This is a genomic window from Dokdonia sp. R86516, from assembly GCF_044596715.1.
In the GTDB taxonomy this organism is placed as follows: Bacteria; Bacteroidota; Bacteroidia; order Flavobacteriales; family Flavobacteriaceae; genus Dokdonia.
Genome location: NZ_CP138998.1, coordinates 3232280 through 3254072 on the forward strand (window position 1 = coordinate 3232280; position 21793 = coordinate 3254072).

Below are 21793 nucleotides of genomic sequence, written 5' to 3' on the forward strand. Positions count from 1 at the left end.
TTAAAATTAAGTTAAATACTTCTTAAATAGGAAGTTGCAAGCCCCGCTAGAATCGACTATCACCATCGAGCAAATCTCCTAAACCACCTAGTATAGAGCCTTCACCTCTTTGTTTACCTCCCGTCTTTGGAGCCATAGCCAGCACACGATTTGCAAGTCGACTAAAAGGAAGTGACTGTATATACACAGTTCCAGGACCACTTAATGTGGCAAAAAAGAGCCCCTCACCACCAAAAATGGTATTCTTAATACCTCCTACAAATTCTATATCATAGTTTACTGTACTATCAAAACCGATAATACACCCAGTATCTACTTTTAAACGTTCTCCTGGAGCAAGCTCCTTTTTAAGCGTAGTTCCTCCAGCATGTACAAATGCAATACCATCACCTTCTAGACGCTGCATGATAAAACCCTCTCCACCAAAAAGACCTCTTCCTAACTTACGTGAAAACTCTATACCGACAGAAACACCCTTTGCCGCACAAAGAAATGCATCTTTCTGGCAAATAAACTTCCCTCCTATTTTATCAAGGTCTATTGGTATTATTTTACCCGGATAAGGTGATGCAAAACTTACTTTCTTCTTACCAACTACATCATTGTAAAAGGCTGTCATGAATAAGCTTTCTCCTGTAAGTAAACGCTTTCCTGCTCCAAAAATCTTACCCATCACACCAGTATCCTTTGCAGAGCCGTCACCAAAAATGGTTTCCATGCGTATTCCTTCTTCCATCATCATAAAGCTACCTGCCTCGGCAATTACACCTTCTTGCGGATCTAACTCTACCTCTACATATTGCATCTCTTCTCCAAAAATCTCGTAGTCTATTTCATGTGCGTTCATACTTGTTGTTTTTTTGATTGTGTATCTATAGGTAGCTATAAGCTCTTACTTGTTACAACCATACAAGCATAAAAAAAGCCCAAAGATTTCTTTGGGCTTCATTATGAATAAAAAAATTATTTATTACAGTGGTTGTAATGTAAATGATCTTGCAACAGTAATTACATGGCACTCATCTTCCTCTACCATAAAGGTCTCTGTGATGATGGTCTGGAAGTTCTCTTTTTGAATAATTAAAAAATAACTCCCCGTACGCTCATCTGGTCCTACGTATACTCCAGGACTTTCTTCTGTAAGCGTAGCCTCAAACTGCTGATCTTTAGCCACTACACTTACTCCTTCTAGTAAAGAATTATCTTCAGTATTTCTTACGGTAATTCTAAAGGATGGCACCACTTCGGTAGTACAAATCTCTACGATTGGGTCTGGTTGATCATCATCTCCACAAGAAACAAACATCAGCAAACAGCATACAACAAGTAAATATTTCATAGACACTAATTATTTTTTACTAAGATACTTCTTTTACAATACTACTTCAAAACGTAAATGACATCTATAAATTATCTAGCTGGTTACTAGTTTTATCATCACTTATGGTCCAGAAAAAGCCTACAAAAAAGAATTGATCTGTTGCTGGTCGTAACGCTCTGCGGTCAAAGTTACCAGCCGGACTAGGAGTATCTGCATATTGATATCCATTTATGTTTCTTAATCCAAGTACATTGTTTACAGAAAAATATAGAACCTTTTGCTGTGATAATAAATAAGCCCAGTTCACACTTAAACTATTAAAAGACTTCGTGTTTGCTTGTAAAAAGCCCACACTATTCTTATCTGTGTAGGTACGTCCAGAACTATGCTGGAAGCTTACGCCCACCTGTGACTTCCAATCTTTAATAAAATACTTACCTACCACAGATAGGTTATGAGGACTAGCAAAAGACGGTCTTGCTTGTTCCTCAAAATTGAGGTATTTCCTTTCTGAATCTAGGTAGGAATAGCTCACCCAGTAATCCATATTTTTTATACTCGTGTTATCTCTCCAAAATACATCAACTCCCTGCGCATAGCCATTTCCATCATTTGCAAGCACGCTCTCTGGACTATTAAACATAGTATTAGAAGTAATCAAATCACTATAACTCTTACGGTACGCCTCTGCTCTAAAGATTCGTCCATTATTGCTATACTGGTAATTTGCTATATAATGTGTTGTTTTTTGAGCATCAAGATCAAGACTGAATTTTAAAAAGTCATTAAGGGGATTTTGATAAAAGTCACCATACGCTAAAGAAAACTGACTGTTCTTACCTGTTTTATAGGCTACGCTCGCTCTAGGCGAAAAAGTGACTCTTTCCATATAATCTGTATTACTCGCCCTAGCGCCCAGCTTCAATGCAAAATTGCGAGAGAAGATGATGTCACTTTCTACAAAGGCTGCCGAAATATTACTCTTAAAATCATATGCAGCTACAATATTCTGATCTTCAAAAGAACCACTAAAATTTTCTTTAAAATCTGTTATAAAATGTTCTGCACCAAAGGCGAGTTTAAGTCTGTTTGAAAAACGCTTTTTAAGTTTGACTTTAAGATGTGCACTATTTTCTTTGTTATCAATATTAGTAGTCGATTGTAGTGACCTATTATTTTGAGCACTTGTATAACTCCCTCCTGTTTGAATACTCCAGGTCTCACTTAACATACCTGTATAATTTGAGTTTACATAAACATTGGTATTTTTTAAGCCTAACGTGAACCCTTCTGGATTATTAATATCCTCTTGCGTTATGTCAAAACTTGTCGTGTCTCCCGCTGCATATAATTTAAACAAGCCATTTTCAGTTCTGTAACGATATACCGCTTCTCCTGAAAAGGTTTGAAAAGGCTTATTAAAATTATTACGATTAGAAAATAATGCCACATAGGGAGCAAGGTTTATATATGATGTACTTACGCTAAGCGAACTCTTCTCCCATTTTCTGGTAATTCCTAGTCCGCCGCCTACAGACATGAGAGAGATATCTGTCTTATTTTGATCTGGCTCATCTATAGTATTCAGTAATAAAACGCTTGACAAAGCCTCACCATACTCGGCCGAGTATCCCCCAGTAGAAAATGTAATCCCGTCAAAAAGAAAAGGACTATACCTGCCACGAGTAGGTGTATTATTTGCTGTAGGTGTATATGGAGTAAACACACGTATGCCATCTATAAATATCTGTGTTTCTCCAGCATCTCCTCCCCGTACAAAGAGCCTACCATCCTCTGCAACTGTGGTTGTACCTGGGAGTGTTTGTAATGCACCTACAAAATCTCCTAGCGCACTTGCCGTAGTCACAACATCAAGCGGCTTAAGCACAGATACTTTACTATTATCACTAGCCTCAAATGTCCCTGCCGAAAGTACAACCGTATCTAGTGAGTTTACATCTTCCCTCAAAACAATGTTAAGATTATTAAAGGTTGTGACGTCCATGAATAACTCAAATGGCTCATATGATAAGAAGGTAACTTTAAGCAGTTGGGTTCCCTCTTCAGTAGTGGTAAATGAGAACGATCCATCTGCTGCAGTACTAGTTCCATCATAAGTCGCGTCTAGAAAAATATTTGCTCCTTCTATGGGTATTCCTTTTGAGTCTGTAACTTTTCCTGAGACAACGGTCTGAGCAGCTAGTTGATAGCAAATTAGGTAAACGAGAATGTGTAAAAGCGATTTCATAAATAGTTCGGTTGATTGATTGTTGAGCAAATATGAAGCGAACTACGCTTTCGCGAAAGCGTAATACTCCCAACCGTCATTTTTGAGTTCTCAGTTGTAGTTATCTTGATGGAGAGCGTATTTTGTCATTATTGATTACAGCAACTTGAGAAGGTTTTGAAATCAAAAATCATTTATAACGTTTGCGTAACTACGACAATATTTGCTTTTGTCTGAAAAACGAAAAAATTGAAAAAAAAAATTAAATTAAAATTCCTTTTTTAATGAACTATAAACGTGTTTACTAAAGCTATAATCAACAATAATTTGCAATTGATTTTACTTAAACGTAACATATGGGGATGTACTTACACAACTATTATATCTATATTTATCCCGTTAAAAGTTCAAGGATTTAACATGTAAGAAAAAACCTCTGCAATTAGGGAGCAGAGGTTTTTTTCTTTTTAATAATGTACCGATTGATCATCTCAAGGATCAGTTATATAGGGATAGTTGGACGTTACCGGGATTTGACTAAAACTTTTATCAATATTCTGTAACACTTTGTAAGAAATCTCTACTTACCATTAACTAAGCCACCAACCATTGGATAAAACAGTCGAAGAAAATTTTGTAACCCTTCTGGAAGAGAACCAGAATATTGTGCATAAAATATGCCGTTTGTATACCAACAATCGGGATCAACACAATGATCTTTTTCAAGAAATTACGATACAATTATGGCGAGCCTTCCCTAAGTTTAGAGGAGATTCAAAGTTCAGTACGTGGATGTACCGCGTGGGATTAAATACCGCCATCACTCTATATCGTAAATCTAAAAGAACGGTCCAGACTCAAGATTTTGATTCTGTCATGTTTCGTATATCATCAGAAGAATATGATGATACCGTCGAGCAACAATTAAAGTTGATGTATAGCGCAGTAAAAGAGCTTAATGACATAGATAAGGCACTCGTCTTTTTATATCTAGAAGATAAAAACTACAGTGAAATCTCTGAAACCCTAGGTATTACAGAGGTGAATGCAAGAGTGAAGATGAACAGAGTGAAGAAAAAGCTCAAAAAAATATTAAATCCATAAGCTATGGTAGATGAACTAGAAATGCTAAAGAAAGATTGGCAAAAACAGGAAGGATCACTTCCAAAATATACAAAAGAAGAATTATACCCTATGCTACTTAAGAAGTCTTCTTCTGTAGTAAAGTGGATACTTTTTATAAGTATCATTGAATTTGCCTTTTGGATTATACTCAACTTTGTATTAGAACAAAGAGATGCTAATATAGCATTTGTAGAAAAAGCTGGAATAACTACAATAGACAATGTTTTATTAGTTATAAATTATGTCGCCTTAGCCTACTTCGTTGTTTGTTTTTACTTGAATTATAAATCGATTAAAGCAACAGATAATGCAAAAAACTTGATGAAAAACATCTTAAAAGCTAGAGGTACTGTCAAGCTTTATATATGGTTTAATGTAAGCTTCATTTTCATTGGTTCATTATTAATATCTGGCGTAGCATATTATAATAGTCCTGACACTTTTAAAATTGCCAGCCCAGTGGTTCTTTTAATTGTAGTATTATTAATGTTAGGTTTATTTATTGGAGTCCTGCTTTTAATATATAGACTTATATATGGACGTTTGACTAAAAGGCTCAAAGAAAATTACAATCAACTTAAAAAATTGGAACTTTAAATCTAGGGGGTTTGAGTTCTGATTAAGGCAATAGGTCAAGCTGTTGCCTTTTTAGCATATAAAAAGCGAGAGCGACCGTAAAGGTCGCTCTCGCTTTTTTTCTTTGTAAGTTGAAACATTAATAGTCCCACTTTCTCTTTTTATTAAGCTCTTCTTCTGCTTCTATCTCTTCCATAGGGATCACCTTTAAGAAAGACGGATGTTGCTCGATTGCGTATTCTAATTGCTCTACAATTTTCTCTACAGAGTCGTTTTCGTAGTCTATTACTAGAGGTTCTTTTACTTCAAAAGATTGAAGAATACCGCGTTTTTTAATGCGCAGTCCTTTCTTATCAAAACTCCTTCTAAAACCATCTATCACAATAGGCACGACAATAGGCTTATAGTTCTTAATGATGTGAGCGGTTCCTTTTCTAATAGGTTTCCATGGTTTTGTAGTTCCTTGAGGGAATGTAATTACCCAGCCATCATCTAGGGCAATACCTATATTCTCAGTATCCTTAAGGTTTACCTGGCGATCTATTTCTTTACCTTTTTCTCTCCAGGTACGACTTACTGTAATCGCCCCTGCATATGCAAAAATACGAGGCAGTAAGCCTGTTTTCATCGTTTCTCCAGCAGCCACGTAGTATAGATTAAGTTTTGGATCCCACAGATATCCTATGTTTTTTATAGAATCTGTACGGCCACTTAAACTTGCGTTAAATACGTGAAACATAGAAACCACATCTGCAAAATAAGTCTGGTGATTTGAAACAAATAATACGTTCTTATCTGGAAGATTAGTCAGTATTTCAGAACCTTCTATCTGTAATTCATTAAAACCGCGATAACGTCTATGCGTCATTGCACCAGCAATTCTTATGAGCCAGCGTTTTAAGAATAGTATATGTCCAAATGGATTTTTTTTAAATAGCCCCATTGTATCGTTTAAAAATTGGTTGTGTTTGAGTGCGCTTTCGCGAAAGCGTACTTGGTTACAAACAGCCTGTAAAGATACAAAAGGCGTTACAATTTTAAAGAAGTGTTAAGAAGCGATCGTACCTCACTGAGCATCATTGCCGTAGCTCCCCAAACGATATGACCTTGCAATTTATATGCTGGTACCTCCATATCATCCATATAGGAGGTAGAGAGTTTTTGCGTTGTTATACAATCATCAGAGAGGAACTCAGATAGTGGCACGGGGATCAAAGACTCAACCTCGCTTTCTTGAGCAATAAATGCAGGAGTATGATCTAGATGTCCTATAAATGACTGCACCCAGAAATTACTAGGTGGAATGTAAATATTTGTGAGTTTACGAGTAATTGTAACATGAGATTGCGGGACACCTACCTCCTCTTCGGTCTCTCGCAGTGCTGTATGCGCAAGATCCCTATCTGTAAGCTCTACTTTTCCACCAGGAAACCCAACTTGATTAGAATGAACACCTTTATAAGTCTTACGTAAAATGAGAATAAACTCCGTATCTCCATCTGGCGTAGGATAAAATAAACACATCACACCTGCCTGTCTAGGCTTGCGGGTAGAAATCTCTAGTTCTTCTAGTTCTCTCAAGCGTTCATTGGGCGCCATCTCTAGTTGCACATCGCGCCCTGGAAGCGGGAGATTTCCTATTTTTGAAGCTAATTCTAAAAATGATTCAAATTTCATTTATGCGTACGTATCTCTGGATTATTATAGCGCTACTAGCGAGCTCAAGTTGTCAAGATAAGAAATCTGCACCTATTTCTGTAGAGGAAGAAGTGCCAAAAAAAGACACGATAGCACTCCAACAAAAAGTCATAAAAACAGTAGATCCATCACTAGTAATGGGTACTTTAAAAAATCCTACCATTAGTGGGCAGGAAATGGTTATTGACTTTCTCACAGCTTATGGGGAAGATAATCCTGAGACAAAGGTTAAGATTACCACACGTTTTGGAGAAATAGAAGTGGAGCTTTTTACAGATACACCCCTACACAGAGCAAACTTCATCATGCTCGTTAAAAACGGTTATTTTAATACGACGCAGTTCCACCGAGTGTCGCCTGATTTTGTGGTACAAGGAGGTAACAATGATACGCAAGGCACTGCGCGCAACAGAGCGAGCTTTGGGAGTTACTTGATACCAAATGAAGCAAATCCTACACATACACACACCCGTGGAGCATTTTCATCGGCTAAGTATACCGAGCAAAATGTGAGTAATGCGACTGCTCCCTTTGAGTTTTTTATTGTACAACCTGCACGTGGAGCGCATCACCTTGATGGAGATCACACCGTTTTTGGCCGAGTGACTAAAGGAATGCACGTTGTAGATGAAATCAATAAGCTAAAAGTTGATGGTAGCGAGTGGCCACTAGCGAATGTATATATGAAGATTGCCCTTATTGATTAAGCGTCTTTTCCTTCTTAAAATACCTACTACCCACGTTGCCTGCGTGCTTCAAAAACTAAGATTCCGGCAGCAACTGAGACATTCATAGAGTCTATTTTACCTCGCATAGGTATTTTAATATTTGTACCCACGCTGCGCCATTCTTGAGATAATCCTGTGGCTTCTGTACCTACCACTATTGCGGTAGGCGTTGTATAATCTTGTGCTGCATAGTCTACCGCTTCTTGTAAAATAGCACTGTAAACCGCTATTCCTTTTTCTTGTAAAAATGAAATCACCTCAGCAGTTGACCCTGTTGCTATTTGTGTGGTAAACACACACCCTACACTTGATCGTATGATATTAGGATTGTATAAATCTGTTTTGGGATTTGCGATAATTACTCCATCTACCCCAGCAGCGTCCGCTGTTCTTAATAGTGCGCCTATATTTCCAGGTTTCTCTGGTGCTTCGGCAATTAGTAGTAGCGGATTATCAGGAAGCGCCAACTCATGTAAGGTTTTAGTTTCCGCTTTCGCGAAAGCGATAACTCCCTCCGTCCCTGCTCTATAAGCAACTTTCTGGTATACCTCGGCAGATAAGCTTGTCATCATCGCTGTGTCATTTACCATCCCAGCAACCTCATCTTCCGAAATTACAGCTTCATTAAAATAAACCTCTGTAATCTCGTATCCTCCGGCGATAGCAAGCGCTATCTCCCTCACACCTTCTATAATAAAACCACCCTCCTTCTTACGTGCGCGTGACTTATCTTGAAGTTGTAATAGTCTTTTTACAGTTGGATTCTGGATACTAGAAATATATTTTGACATAGCACAAATGTAGAATATTCTTAAGATTAGAGAAAAACTAGAAGAAAATAGTTCAAGTATCAAAAATGTAAAGTATATTTGACATTATAATAAATTAGCTTTACATAAAGTAAAGCTAGATTGTTTTCACTTAAACGTTATTATTATGAATTTTAAAAAAATAATTGCCTGCGAGCGCAAGAGCCTTGAGAAGCTTAGCAAATTTCAATTACCACATAAATTCAAAAGAATAGGCTGGATTTTGTTTATTGCTTCTTTTCTCTCTCTAATCGCAACAAGTATTATCGTAACAGATTATACCCTAAAGTCTACCATTATAATTATTGTAAAATATACAATGCTCGTTGGTCTTCTTACAGTATCTCTATCTAAAGAACCGATAGAAGATGAGTTTATAAAGAGCATGCGCATGAGATCTTATATGATTGCCTTTATTGTAGGCGTGCTACAAACGCTTGTGATGCCTTTTATAAATCTAGGAGCAGATGCTTTAATAAACGGGGGCTCATCTTTAAAGCCAGTAAATGATTTCTTTGTGTTATGGGTGTTGCTATTCTGTCAGATTTTATTTTTTCATCTATTTAAAAGTGGTGCAGATGACTAATACACTTAAAGTAGAGCGTGCTATCCTCAATCTTACACAAGATGATCTTGCAAAGAAAATAGGTGTCTCGAGGCAAACCATAAATTCGATAGAAAAAAATCGCTACGTACCCTCTACGGTACTAGCACTAAAACTTTCTGAGTTATTTAAAAAGCCAGTAAATGAATTTTTCTCATTATCTGAAAATGATTGACGAGTTTTGTAAGACTATAAATTCCATACGACTACCTTACAAATTCTAACCAATTAATATACTATGAACAAATCTATCCTATTGCTTGCTGGACTTATTGCCTTTGCAAGTTGTAAAAATGAATCAACCGTAAAAACAGAAGAAATTGCTGTGGTGGAGACTCCATCAAGAGTGTACCCAGATCAAATTTCTAAAGTATTTGAAGCTCACGGAGGAATTGACACTTGGAATAACATGAACAATTTATGTTTTACCTTACCTAAAGGAGACATAAATGAAATACACACTGTTGATCTTAAATCGCGTAAGACACGTATTGAAACTAAAGATTTTGTACTAGGATTTGACGGTAAAGACTTATGGTTAAAACAAGATACCATCGCTTTTCAACCAGAGAGAGCTCGTTTTTATCATAACTTGATGTTTTATTTTTATGCAATGCCATTTGTACTAAGTGATGAAGGCATCACATACTCAGAGGTTCCTGCATTAGAAATGGATGGTGTAAGCTACCCTGGGACAAAAATTAGCTACGGCAAAGATGTAGGTGACAGTCCAGATGACAATTATATCTTATATAATGACCCAACTACAAACGAAATGGCATGGCTAGCATATACAGTAACTGCAGGAGGTGATGGACCAAGTGAGCGCTACAGCTTTATTAAGTATGCAAAATGGCAAAATGTAAATGGTCTTAAGTTACCTAGCGAACTACAATGGTACAAGGTAGTAGATGGCAAGCCTACAGAAATGAGAAATGCTATGAATTTTATAAATCCTACAGCAACTGCGACCAAACTAGATATTGCTACTTTTTCAAAGCCTGAAGGTGGAGTACTTGTAGAGTAGATAATCATCTTACATAAAATATAAACAAACGCCATTCTCAATGAATGGCGTTTTATTTTTACCACAACTTACTGATTATCAAAACCAAAAACCCTAATCTATTACTATCAGCATACTGCATCTTAGTGCTATTTAGTCATATTTCTGATTAAAATCTATTAGATTTACTTTACAAACAAAATGCATAATGTTAGTTAGCTAGTTATCTATATATGAAATACTACAGCCTTAATACGCAAGCGCAAACAGTCACTTTTGATGAAGCAGTAATACGAGGAATTGCTCCAGATAAAGGACTTTACTTTCCTGAAAATATCCCAGTGCTTCCTGCTACCTTTTGGGAGCAGCTTGAGCAATTATCCAAAGAAGAAATCGCTGTCGAAGTGATGAAACCTTTTGTGGGCGATAGTATGGACGAAGCTACACTTAAAGAAATAGTAACAGATGTTCTTTCTTTTGATTTCCCGTTAATTCCTATAGAAGAAAATGTGGCAACACTAGAGCTTTTTCATGGGCCTACCATGGCTTTTAAAGATGTAGGAGCTCGCTTTATGGCGCGCTGTCTAGGTCATTTCTTAAAAGAACGTAATCAAGAAGAAGAAGTTACTGTACTAGTAGCTACCAGCGGTGACACTGGTGGAGCTGTTGCTAGGGGTTTTTACAAAGTACCAGGGATAAAAGTGGTAATCCTCTACCCTTCTGGCAAAGTATCTGATGTGCAGGAGCGACAGCTCACCACATTAGGAGAAAATATCACCGCACTTGAAGTTGACGGTACTTTTGATGATTGCCAAGCGATGGTCAAGAAGGCTTTTTTAGACAAAGAAATTACAAGTACAAAACAACTCACCTCTGCAAATAGTATTAATGTCGCACGATGGCTACCACAGTCCTTGTATTATTTATTTGCTTATAAAGAATTAAAGAAGCAAGGAAAAGCAGATTCTCTTGTGTTTTCTGTACCTAGTGGAAACTTTGGTAATATATGTGCTGGTATGGTAGCTCATATGATGGGAATGCCGGTGCACCAATTTGTAGCTGCGGTAAATAGTAATACAACCATCCCTAGGTTTATGCAAAGCGGAGTCTACACCCCTACGACAACGGTTGCGACGATAAGTAATGCAATGGATGTGAGTGACCCTAGTAACTTCATAAGAGTACTACAGCTATTTGAAAACGACAGGCAATTACTATCTCAAAAATTTTCATCATACTCCTATTGTGATAATGCAACACGCGGTGCGATGCTCGATTTGCATGAAAATCATAATTATATAGCAGATCCTCACGGTGCTGTGGGATACTTAGGACTCAAGGCCTATTTAAAAGATCATCCAGAAGCTTACGGAGTCTTTTTAGAAACCGCACATCCTGTTAAGTTTTTACCAGCAGTTACACCCGTAGTAGGTAACATTGATCTCCCCGAACAGATCAAGGAGTTAATGCATAAAACGATGGATACCATTCCTGTGAAGAATTATGAAGAGTTAAAGACGTATTTGTTAGCATAGTTCGCTTTCGCGAAAATGTTCTCAAATTCACATCTCGGAGCGTAAAAACCTAATTTCAACTAAACTAAAGCTTTATCTTTAAGCCTAATTAACATGAGGAATCAATAGTCCTGTCACCCTTGGGTAGGTATATAAACACCACACAAGATGATGAACGGACTAGATGATTAGTTCCAGTCTACAATGGCTGCTGTATTGCCAGAGAGTACTCGTATGTATTTTGTGCCTTTTACGATCTCTGCATGTTTCAGGGCAAGGCGCTTAATTTTATAGGTATATCTTGTATCTAGAAGATTACCTTGCTCGTCGTAGTATTCAAGTCGGTTGAAACGTTTTGTAGCATTAGATCTAAACACTGTACGCTTTTTTCCAAATCGTTTCTTTAAAATTTCATCAAATGATTCGAGGTTCTTAATTCCATAATTAATCACCCAGATATCACTTACCTCATCTTCCTGACCGCTAGGGTTGTCTGATTCGGTATAGCTCATGCCAGATATGATTACCTCATTATTTTCTTTTTGCAATGCGCTAGTAAGATACTCTCTACCAGAGCCTCCTAATTCTAATTGCCATTTTACAATACCTACTTTATTGATTTTAATAATAGAAAAGTCTTCTGTGACACCTCCATTCTGAGCGGTACGGTATTGATCTTTTGCTATAATTGCCTTGGTACCTCCTAGCAAAATATCTCCATTATCAAGCTCTTGTAGCGAAGTAAGCTTATCATCTGTAAAATTCCCAAAACTACGTTGCCATACTATATTACCATGACTATCTATCTTAACAACCCACCAGTCTGTTCCTCCTAGATTTTTGGTTGTTTTTGTTCCTCCTATTCCAGACTCAGAGATACCGCCCAGTATAAAACCTCCGTCTTGAGTAGCAATGGTCTTTACAATCTGATCATCTTTTGAACCACCTATTGTAGTAGACCACTCTAAATTTCCTGTCTTACCATAACTTGCTACATAAAAATCTTTATCGCCTAGGGTAGTTGTATTTTCTGCAGTTGCCTTGGTCGCATAGCCTGCGGCAAGCGTACTTCCAGCTTCAGAGATGGTAACACTACGTAGTTTGCGCTCCGTACCAGCAAGCTTATTTTTATTCCAGTTCATCTGTAAAGATGGATCTAGATGTAGTCTCCACAGGTCATCTTGAGATGCTGTGATTTCAACCTCTGTAACTTCTTGTTCTAAAAATGTAGGATCACTGTAGCTATCTTCTAGTGTAGTATAACTTGATCTACTTGAACGCACCATTCTAGATTTAATCTTTTGTGGTGGTTCTGGATTTTGAGAAATAGTAAATTCGTCTGTATTTGTAGATGCAGTACTATCTGCATTTATTACTGTAGATTTAATGAGTCTCGCCTCCTCTGGTGACTGAAATATTCTTTTGAGTACTGCTTTATTTCTTGAAGCTACCAGTCTTTCCCAATCTACAACGCCTTCTCCATCTAGCTTGACAACCCATACATCTGTCTCTGCAGTTGCATACTGGTCTAGTGTAGTTTTTTTATTAGTATGCCCACCTATAATATATCCTCCATCTGTGGTTAATTGAGCCTCCGTGGTTCTATCTACTGGATAAGTATCTAGCCTTTTCTCCCATATAACCCCTTCTTGTGACCACACAAGAGCAGGCAATAAAACAAACAAAAAAAGAACGGTTACATTTCTCATAATCATTACTGTAGCATAACCGTCAAATTTAATTATTAAATAAATAACAGATGATGCTATAAAAGGTTATTGCCCATATTACCACAGACATCGTTTATTGCGGTATTACATCGATAATTTACTTTTTATTTACCGCGCAAACTGCGACCTTTTCATACATTTGTGTAACCAAAAGAACTATAATAAAGATGAAAAATACAGCCTTAACTCAAGTACATGAATCACTAGGTGCAAAAATGGTCCCATTTGCTGGTTATAATATGCCAGTTTCTTATGAAGGTGTTAATGTAGAGCACGACACTGTGAGAAATGGTGTTGGTGTATTTGATGTTTCACATATGGGTGAATTTCTTGTATCTGGAGAAAATGCACTATCATTATTACAATGGGTATGTTCTAACGATGTTTCAAAAATAAAAGTTGGTGGCGCGCAGTATAACTGTTTTCCTAATGATACAGGAGGAATTGTAGATGATCTTATTGTATACCGTATAAAGGAAGATCAATATATGCTTGTGGTAAATGCTAGTAATATAGATAAAGACTGGGCATGGCTAGAATCTCAAAATACCTTAAAGAGTTTTAATGCAGAGCTACGTAATATCTCTGAGGGTCACTCCCTTCTTGCAATTCAAGGACCTAAGGCAATTGAAGCCATGCAGTCACTTACAGATGTTGATCTTGCAAGCATTAAGTTTTATACGTTTGAGGTGGCCCCTTTTGCAGGTATTGAAAATGTAATTATTAGTGCTACAGGATATACTGGTAGTGGTGGTTTTGAGATTTACTGTAAAAATGAAGATGCTGCACAACTGTGGGAAAATGTCTTCAAAGCTGGTGCAAATTGGGGAATCAAACCTATTGGTCTCGCTGCTCGTGATACACTACGTTTAGAAATGGGATATTGTCTTTATGGTAATGATATAGATGACAGCACTTCTCCGCTTGAAGCAGGTTTAGGCTGGGTAACAAAATTTACTAAGGATTTTGTAAACAGTGAACATTTAAAAGCTCAAAAAGAACAAGGACTTAAGCAAAAACTCATAGGTTTTGAACTTACAGAAAGAGGAATTCCTCGTCAAGGATATGATATTGTAGATGCAGATAGTAACAAGATTGGTCACGTAACATCTGGAACTATGGGTCCTTCTGTAAATAAAGGAATAGGTATGGGGTATGTAGATACCGCTTTCGCGAAAGCGGACTCAAAAATTTTCATACAAATACGTAAGAATCTAGTACCTGCAACCGTTGTAAAGACACCTTTTTATAAAGGATAACAAACCAAAAAGCTACTCCCGAATTCTAAAGGACTATCTTTTAGAATTCGGGAGTTTTTTATTTAAAAAAATCTAATTATCGCATTTAAAAAATCAAAAGATAAAGTTTTAATACTAGGCGCTAGTGGCTTTCTAGGAGGTGCTTTATACAAGGAATTGTATAGGTACTACAACACCTATGGTACCTATCACTCTGGAAAGATATACAGTGATAACCAACACTATTTACGGTTTGACCCTGTAGAAGATGATGTGTATGAAGTGCTACTCAAGATAAAACCATCTGTAATTATAGCGGCACTTAGAGGTCCTTTTGGAGACCAGCTAGAGGCACATGAATCAATGATTGCTTATGCTCAAGAATCTGGCTGTCGTATTGTATTTATCTCTAGTGCAAACGTTTTTGATGCTTTTACAAATTATCCTAGTTATGAGAATGACAAAACACTCTCAGAAAGTATCTATGGTAAATTAAAAATTAGAATTGAGACGCTCTTAATGCGGCACCTACCAGAGTCGCAATATGCAATTGTGAGACTGCCTATGGTTTTTGGCGTGGGTTCACCTAGAGTTGAGGAGCTCAAAAACCAATTATTACTAGGCGATGCCATTGAAGTTTTTCCGCATCTGGTGATGAATACTACTACGCACACTAAACTCTGCCAGCAGGTGCATTATATTATTAATAGGAAACTCTCTGGTATTTTTCACTTAGGGAGCACAGATCTTATACATCATAAAGAGTTTATCCATGAGTTAGTAATTATGCTAGACCTCAACAGGAAACCTATGTATAAAAATGTATTTACTAGTAACTCAGATCGCTACCTTGCGGTCTTACCTAGAGATAATAAACTGCCAAAACACTTACAAGTAACTAATGAAGGTGTAGTAGCAGGAAGCAAAAAATATAACGCCGAGTTTTAAGAAACATCTTTCTTAATTTACAAATCACAGTTGTACCTTTATAAAACACCCTAATTTATAGCTTATGCCTTGGCATTTTTACGTTATGTCTATCATGTACATCCTCGCGGGTATCATGCATTTTATAAAACCTCGAGTATATGGAGCGATTATGCCTTCCTATATTCCTAATAAAAAAGGCATGGTTTTTTGGAGTGGTGTGGCAGAAGTTGCTGGAGGCGTAGGATTACTCTTTGAAGAAACTAGAGCTATTGCAATCTGGGGAATTATTGCGATGCTCATTGTTTTTTTTACGGTGCATATCGATATGCTAAGTAATGAAAAGCTGAAAGGTAAATTTCCCATGTGGGCATTATGGATGCGCTTACCATTACAATTCGGATTAATTTACTGGGCTTATCAATATTTATAGATGTCATTATTTCCAGAAGAACCATATTCACTTAACCTCCCAGATGCAGACGTTACCTATTACAAGAACATGCTCACAGAGGAAGAGGCAGCATCGTATTATGAAACGCTGTTAGAAGAAATCTCGTGGCGTCATGACGATATTAAGGTTTTTGGAAAAGTATACCCGCAACCGAGACTTACGGCACTCTATAGTTCTAATGCAAAATCATACTCGTACTCAAATATTACCATGGTACCTGAGCCTTTTACAGATGCATTACAAACTATTAAAAAAAGAGTAGAAGAGATCGCTGGAGTTACCTTTACTACTTGTCTTCTCAATTTATACCGTGATGGAAATGATAGTAACGGCTGGCATGCAGATGATGAGAAGGAGTTAGGTAAAAATCCAATTATAGCTTCTGTAAGTTTAGGAGCTCCTCGCCTATTTAAATTTAGAAACAAAGCTGACAAAACTAAGCAAGCTAAGATTATTTTAGAGCCTGGCAGCTTACTGTTAATGCAAGGAAGCACACAACATTACTGGCATCACCAGCTACCTAAAACTGCGAGAAAGGTGGCTCCTCGTATTAATCTTACTTTTAGAATTATTGCATAGAAAAAGCAAACGTTTAGGGGAAACGCTTGCTCTTAAAAACTTCTCATTACAAGAAGGAACATTCTTAACTTAGGGGTGAAAGCCGTGTATTTTCAAAAAGCCTTAGAAGTTATTTATCTGTTAGTAATCTAGGGGTTACTCGACATCGTTATAACAAAATCTTCTAAGGCCAAATATTTTATGATAAATGCTCGGTATTTTTCCGCTATGGATTTTTGCACAGAACATTTATTACAAGAAAGAAAGAGGTGCTGTTTATGAAACATCTAGACGTTGTGCTTCACTCTAACACATGTCTAAAAAAAACCAACAAACTAACCTTAAAACAAAAAAAACCACAGCACCTCTGCTCTCTCGTATTATTGCGGTGCAAAGCTATGCGTGCATAGCATATTTTAACTTGTATAAAATTTACTTTTAATTGTACAATATTTAGAAAAACATTAAGATTTGACTAAATGTTTATTGAAAATTAAATTGTATCTTAATCAGTATCAAATCTTTAATCCCCAAATCATATGCAAAGATTCAGTTTACAAGATACTTTTCTGATAAAAAAGTTTAAGAAATTAGACAGACATCAAGACGAAGATAAGCGTACTTATTTTGAAATTATTTTTATAGAAGAGGGAAAAGGAAAGCATTTTATCAATGAATTTATTGTCTCTTATAATACAGGAGATATTTTTTTAATCGCCCCAGATGATACTCATTGGTTTGAAATAAATGAGGTCACCACATTTTGCTATTTCCAATTTACAGAGTCTTTATTCTCAAGTAAGATGAACTTGCCTGATCGATCTTACTGGTTGCACCGCATAGAGCGTATCATACAGCATCCCAATCTTGTACCAGGTGATGTTATAACTGCAGACTCTGATAAGCAACTCATCTGGCAAATTCATGATGCCATTGTACTTGAATATGAAATGGCCAAAGAGTTTTACAAACACAACATCTCAAATATGGTAAGTACCACCTTGAGTATTATTGCGAGAAATATTACACGTGACCTCAAACCAGGATCTTTTACTTCTAGAAAAGACCAACATACTACCATAGACGTAATTTTAAACTATATAAGGCAGCATGTATATGATAAGGATAAAATGAAAGTAGCCGCCATAGCAGAAAAATTATCGATGACTAGTAGTGGATTAAGCGCATACTTCAAGAAAAAGACTGGAGATTCACTACATCATTATATCATCATGTATAAATTACACCTTGTAAAATACAGATTAAAAAATACAGACTTCACGGTTTCAGAAATTGCGTACCAGCTAGGCTTTACAGATGAAAGTCACCTCACTAGAATTTTTAAAAAATACAATGAGATGACTCCAAAACAATATAAAACTAAAGAGGACGAAGTAATTAATGATGAAAATACACTCTAGCCCAGTAACTCATTAAGAAGTTGAGCTAGGCGCACTCCTCCTTTTTGTAATTGACCTCTCAATGTATTAAAGTAATCATACATATAGCGGTAGCCTAGTTTATCACCTTTTTTAGTTTTAGAGTAAATATCTTTAACAAGAGTTCTACTATCCTCCATCCAGTCTCTATAGGTACCAGCTGCCATTGCTTCTCGTTGTCTTTTTGTAATTTCTGGCATATTATCTGCAAGTTCGGTATAGCTCATACCGTAGCTTTCAATCATTTGTGTATCCCATACACGGTGTAAATTGGTCCCGTCATTGTACCACTGTACTTGAAAATCATTTCCACCTTTATCTTCTCCTATGCCAGTGTGAAGCGGTTGGTGTAAGTCTCCTATAAAATGTACTAGCATTCGTAAGTTAAAAGCCTTCTCCTCCTTTGTAGCGGTTTCTGATTTTATAATATTAATACATGATTCAATCCCTGTAATAATATCTCCTCTTTCATTCTTAGGGTGTACATCGTATGTACTATCAAAAGGTACATTTACATAATGTTGTGTACCATACTTTCTATATTTAGAGTCACTTTTGATCTCATCTGCATAGGTAGATACTAGAGCAAGCGACTCGCCATCAAGTATTTCGGCAATTGCTTTTCTTGCTTTTTTAGACAGATATTTTTCTGCAATAGCTCCTGTAGCTCTGTGGCCTGTCTTTCCCCAGTCGTAAGCAGAGACATTTGATGTAAAAACAAGAACTAGTAATAATGAAATAAGTGTACGCATTGAATATTTTTTTGCCAAATGTACAATGAAACTTCTGTGTTGCGTGTTATAAAAGTATTAAGAATAGATACGCTTTCGCGAAAGCGTGAAACTACACTATCTTTATCATGGCAATAATAAACACCCTTATGATTATATATACTTTTCTCACTAGAACCAAAATACTCTTTACCCTCCTGCTCCTGGGCCTCATACAACAAGGGCTCATCGCGCAAGAATATGGCGGCAGCAGTGATCTGCGTATAAGTGATATGGTGTATGGCACCTTACTTACTCCTGAAGTTCCTACCTCAAAAATTGCGATTATCATTCCTGGGTCAGGACCTACAGATCGTAATGGTAACCAGCAAATGATGCGTAACAATAGCCTTAAACTGCTTGCTGAGTCACTGGCAAAAGAAGGTATTGCAAGCATGCGATATGACAAACGCGTGCTTACGCTTCTGAAGAAAAACGCATTGCAAGAAGAACGCCTAGATTTTAATATGTTTATAGAAGACGCGGTAGCTGCCATAAATTATGTAAAACAACAAGGACGTTTTAAAGAACTATATGTAATAGGTCATGAACAAGGTTCGCTCATAGGAATGGTAGCCGCCCAACGTACAGACGTACAAGGTGTTATCTCGCTCTCTGGATCTGGGCAATCGATAGATCAATCTATCATCCATCAGATAGGTTTACAAATGCCAGATCTCAAGGACAAAGCTATTAGCGCATTTACTACGCTAAAAAAAGAAGGACGTGTCACAGATTACTCTCCTGCACTTAGCTCTATTTTACGACCGTCTGTACAACCATTTATGGCAAGCTGGATGCAGTACGATCCTAAGGTTGAAATAGGTAAACTTACGGTGCCAACTCTTATTATTAATGGTACAAACGACATACAGACTTCAAAGCAGGAAGCCGTTTTATTACAAGAAGGAAATAGTGAGGCAACTCTTGCCATCATAGAAGGTATGAACCATGTGCTTAGAATTATAGATGGTGATGATCTAGAAAACACAAAGTCTTATAATAATACGAAGCTTCCTATAGCTGAAGAGCTTATAAATACCGTTGCTGGGTTTATTAAAACACACTAGTATACCTTAGGCTGTCTAGATAAGATAGAATTACTACATTTGACTACTCACAGTCAACCATGTTTACAATCTTTAAGATGAAAAAAATCTATTATATTATTGCTTGCTCATTACTTATAGTAAGCTGTGATGTTCTCAATAAACCACTTGCTAGCTCTAATCTAGTAAATCAAAAAAACAAACTCACCCGTAGCGCAATAGATCTTGTAAGCTTGAGCAATGATCGTATTAAAGTGCGTGTGCAACCTGCACCTATATATAAGGACGTAGCAACTTTTTACATTCCTGAGACGGTGCCAGGCACTTACTCTGATGATGATTATGGAAAGTTTATAGACAGTGTTGCTGCCTATGGAACTTTTGGGAAGAAGCTTAAGGTTACAAAAACTTCAGATAACACGTGGGATATTAAAAATGCCCGCACTCTTGACTACATCGATTACTACGTTAATGACACTTATGATGTAGAGGCCGAACATACTATTTTTTCTCCTGCGGGGACTAATTTTAAAGAAAACGAGCAGTTTATGCTCAATTTACATGGAATTCTTGGGTACTTTAAAGACCAAGAGGAAATGCCATATTATGTAGATATCAATAGACCAGAAGTTATGGAAGCTACTACTAGCCTTCCACGCTTTGCAGACTCACTGTATGTGGCGCAAGATTTTGGAAATACAGGGATTACTGACACCTACAAAGGCGATCGATATTTTGAAATTGTCGATAATCCTATCATGTATAATGTACCTAACAAAGAGGTATTTACTGTTGATGATATTACAATCGAGCTTAGTGTGTACAGTCCTTCTGGAACGGTAAAGGCGTCAAGCCTTAAGCCTAATATAGAGCGTATGATAAAAGCACAAAAGAACTATTTAGGTGATTTTAATGCTACAGACCGTTATACAATCTTACTATACCTTACCACAGGCGAAGCAGATGATGCACAAGATCTAGGAGCGCTAGAACATCACAACTCTACGGTGGTGGTACTTCCAGAGTCTATGCCTCAAGAAAATCTCGATGCAGCTATGGTAGATGTGGTATCACATGAGTTTTTTCATATCGTGACTCCGCTTAATTTACATGCTACGCAGATTCATAAATTTAAGTACAATGATCCAGAGATGAGCATGCATTTGTGGATGTATGAAGGGGTTACGGAGTACTTTGCACAGCATTTCCAAGTGCAGCAAGGACTGGTTACTCCAGAAGAGTTTTACAATACACTCGTTCAAAAAATAAGCAATGCAAAAAGGTATGATGATGCCATGTCATTTACTAAGATGAGCGCAAATATTCTTGAGGAGCCATATGCATCAAATTATGGTAACGTATATGAAAAAGGAGCTCTTATCGGGATGTGCCTTGATATTCTTATGCGTAAAAACAGCAATGGCGAGCGTGGTGTTCTCGATCTCATGAAGGAACTTACGTATCAATATGGGCCTCACAGACCTTTTGAAGACAGTAACCTGATCCCGCAAATCACCCAACTCACCTACCCTGAAGTGGGCGAATTCTTTACAAACCACGTGATAGGCACACAACCTATACAGTACAAAGACTTTTTTGACCTAGTAGGACTTGATTATAGCACTACGCTAGTAGATACAGGCTTCTTATTGGGAAAGGAACGTCCTTATATTAATGGAAACAAAGAAGACAATACCATTTATGTACTCTCAGGAAACCTCAATACATTTCTCACTACGCTGGGCGTACAAGGAAATGATGTGATTACCGCAGTAAATGGAACTGCTTATGATCTTTCTAACGTATACGATTTAATAACAGTCTCAAATAGCTGGAAAGTAGGCGATGCTATTACTATGACGGTCTTAAGAAATGGAGAAGAGGTGGAACTTACTGGAACGATTATTACACCACAAATTCCGCAGGCAACACTGGTAGAATTACAGACGTACGACGATGGCTTAGAGCAAGTTCTACGTGAGAAGTGGCTAAAAGGTTCTTAAGTTTTATCGCTTACAAG

The 21793-nt window shown here is 37.1% G+C and carries 22 protein-coding genes; 14 read left to right on the plus strand and 8 right to left on the minus strand.

Translation table 11 applies throughout. The features are described 5' to 3' along the window. Positions 1-46 precede the first annotated feature (46 nt). The 3 genes from SJY23_RS14450 to SJY23_RS14460 form a co-directional block, all read right to left on the minus strand. A complete protein-coding gene (locus SJY23_RS14450) occupies positions 47-847 on the minus strand; it encodes a TIGR00266 family protein (RefSeq protein WP_035336479.1) in 801 nt (266 codons plus the stop codon). A gap of 123 nt (positions 848-970) precedes the next feature. Continuing rightward, positions 971-1339 carry a hypothetical protein gene (locus tag SJY23_RS14455; protein WP_396596894.1) on the minus strand — a complete coding sequence of 123 codons (369 nt, stop codon included), beginning with the start codon at positions 1337-1339 and terminating at the stop codon, positions 971-973. Positions 1340-1403: 64 nt separating this feature from the next. After that, positions 1404-3569: a carboxypeptidase-like regulatory domain-containing protein gene (locus tag SJY23_RS14460; RefSeq protein ID WP_396596895.1), complete on the minus strand. Its 2166-nt coding sequence runs from the start codon at positions 3567-3569 to the stop codon at positions 1404-1406. A gap of 588 nt (positions 3570-4157) precedes the next feature. On the opposite strand from SJY23_RS14460, the gene SJY23_RS14465 reads away from it, so the two are divergent. Together SJY23_RS14465 and SJY23_RS14470 are read left to right on the plus strand one after the other, a co-directional pair. Then, entirely contained in the window at positions 4158-4652 is a 495-nt protein-coding gene (locus SJY23_RS14465; RefSeq protein ID WP_035336476.1) for an RNA polymerase sigma factor, read from the plus strand. A 3-nt stretch (positions 4653-4655) separates the two neighbouring features. Next, positions 4656-5270, plus strand: a complete 615-nt coding sequence (locus SJY23_RS14470) for a hypothetical protein (protein ID WP_035336474.1) — start codon at positions 4656-4658, stop codon at positions 5268-5270. Positions 5271-5388: 118 nt separating this feature from the next. Here SJY23_RS14470 and SJY23_RS14475 read toward each other — a convergent pair whose 3' ends face one another. Together SJY23_RS14475 and SJY23_RS14480 are read right to left on the minus strand one after the other, a co-directional pair. Then, positions 5389-6192 (minus strand): 1-acyl-sn-glycerol-3-phosphate acyltransferase, encoded by an 804-nt coding sequence (locus tag SJY23_RS14475; protein ID WP_035336471.1) that lies wholly within the window; start codon positions 6190-6192, stop codon positions 5389-5391. A gap of 86 nt (positions 6193-6278) precedes the next feature. After that, a complete protein-coding gene (locus SJY23_RS14480) occupies positions 6279-6926 on the minus strand; it encodes an NUDIX hydrolase (protein ID WP_396596896.1) in 648 nt (215 codons plus the stop codon). Positions 6927-6928: 2 nt separating this feature from the next. Between SJY23_RS14480 and SJY23_RS14485 the strand changes: the two genes are divergently transcribed. After that, positions 6929-7654 carry a peptidylprolyl isomerase gene (locus tag SJY23_RS14485; RefSeq protein ID WP_396596897.1) on the plus strand — a complete coding sequence of 242 codons (726 nt, stop codon included), beginning with the start codon at positions 6929-6931 and terminating at the stop codon, positions 7652-7654. 26 nt (positions 7655-7680) lie between these two features. Here SJY23_RS14485 and SJY23_RS14490 read toward each other — a convergent pair whose 3' ends face one another. Next, positions 7681-8466: a TrmH family RNA methyltransferase gene (locus SJY23_RS14490; RefSeq protein ID WP_396596898.1), complete on the minus strand. Its 786-nt coding sequence runs from the start codon at positions 8464-8466 to the stop codon at positions 7681-7683. 145 nt (positions 8467-8611) lie between these two features. Here SJY23_RS14490 and SJY23_RS14495 point away from each other — a divergent pair, with 145 nt between their 5' ends. The 4 genes from SJY23_RS14495 (at position 8612) to thrC (ending at position 11629) form a co-directional block, all read left to right on the plus strand. After that, positions 8612-9070: a hypothetical protein gene (locus SJY23_RS14495; RefSeq protein WP_035336464.1), complete on the plus strand. Its 459-nt coding sequence runs from the start codon at positions 8612-8614 to the stop codon at positions 9068-9070. Next, positions 9063-9263, plus strand: a complete 201-nt coding sequence (locus SJY23_RS14500) for a helix-turn-helix transcriptional regulator (protein WP_035336463.1) — start codon at positions 9063-9065, stop codon at positions 9261-9263. The genes SJY23_RS14495 and SJY23_RS14500 overlap by 8 nt, the downstream gene beginning before the upstream one ends. 63 nt (positions 9264-9326) lie before the next feature. After that, positions 9327-10115, plus strand: coding sequence for a DUF6503 family protein (locus SJY23_RS14505; RefSeq protein ID WP_396596899.1), 789 nt, complete (start codon positions 9327-9329; stop codon positions 10113-10115). A gap of 212 nt (positions 10116-10327) precedes the next feature. Beyond that, positions 10328-11629 (plus strand): threonine synthase, encoded by a 1302-nt coding sequence (gene thrC / locus SJY23_RS14510; protein WP_396596900.1) that lies wholly within the window; start codon positions 10328-10330, stop codon positions 11627-11629. A 167-nt stretch (positions 11630-11796) separates the two neighbouring features. Here the strand turns inward: thrC and SJY23_RS14515 are convergent, their stop codons facing one another. Further along, on the minus strand, positions 11797-13317 hold the full coding sequence (locus SJY23_RS14515; protein ID WP_396596901.1) for a hypothetical protein: 1521 nt from the start codon (positions 13315-13317) through the stop codon (positions 11797-11799). 188 nt (positions 13318-13505) lie between these two features. On the opposite strand from SJY23_RS14515, the gene gcvT reads away from it, so the two are divergent. The 5 genes from gcvT to SJY23_RS14540 all read left to right on the plus strand — a co-directional run bounded on the left by gcvT (position 13506) and on the right by SJY23_RS14540 (position 17936). Further along, complete coding sequence (gene gcvT, locus SJY23_RS14520; RefSeq protein WP_396596902.1) at positions 13506-14597, plus strand: glycine cleavage system aminomethyltransferase GcvT; 1092 nt, start codon at positions 13506-13508, stop codon at positions 14595-14597. 111 nt (positions 14598-14708) lie between these two features. Further along, entirely contained in the window at positions 14709-15524 is an 816-nt protein-coding gene (locus SJY23_RS14525) for a sugar nucleotide-binding protein (RefSeq protein ID WP_396598130.1), read from the plus strand. 64 nt (positions 15525-15588) lie between these two features. Next, the gene (locus SJY23_RS14530; RefSeq protein WP_396596903.1) at positions 15589-15936 is read left to right on the plus strand and encodes a hypothetical protein; all 348 of its coding nucleotides are present in this window, start codon (positions 15589-15591) and stop codon (positions 15934-15936) included. Then, positions 15937-16536 carry an alpha-ketoglutarate-dependent dioxygenase AlkB family protein gene (locus SJY23_RS14535; RefSeq protein ID WP_396596904.1) on the plus strand — a complete coding sequence of 200 codons (600 nt, stop codon included), beginning with the start codon at positions 15937-15939 and terminating at the stop codon, positions 16534-16536. Between the two features lie 518 nt (positions 16537-17054). Continuing rightward, the gene (locus SJY23_RS14540) at positions 17055-17936 is read left to right on the plus strand and encodes an AraC family transcriptional regulator (protein WP_035336451.1); all 882 of its coding nucleotides are present in this window, start codon (positions 17055-17057) and stop codon (positions 17934-17936) included. Here SJY23_RS14540 and SJY23_RS14545 read toward each other — a convergent pair. Next, positions 17933-18706, minus strand: coding sequence for a S1/P1 nuclease (locus tag SJY23_RS14545; RefSeq protein ID WP_035336450.1), 774 nt, complete (start codon positions 18704-18706; stop codon positions 17933-17935). The genes SJY23_RS14540 and SJY23_RS14545 overlap by 4 nt on opposite strands. 128 nt (positions 18707-18834) lie before the next feature. On the opposite strand from SJY23_RS14545, the gene SJY23_RS14550 reads away from it, so the two are divergent. Both SJY23_RS14550 and SJY23_RS14555 read left to right on the plus strand, forming a co-directional pair. Continuing rightward, positions 18835-19794: an alpha/beta hydrolase gene (locus SJY23_RS14550; protein ID WP_396596905.1), complete on the plus strand. Its 960-nt coding sequence runs from the start codon at positions 18835-18837 to the stop codon at positions 19792-19794. Between the two features lie 77 nt (positions 19795-19871). Continuing rightward, positions 19872-21776, plus strand: a complete 1905-nt coding sequence (locus SJY23_RS14555) for a peptidase M61 (RefSeq protein ID WP_396596906.1) — start codon at positions 19872-19874, stop codon at positions 21774-21776. Positions 21777-21793: the final 17 nt, after the last annotated feature.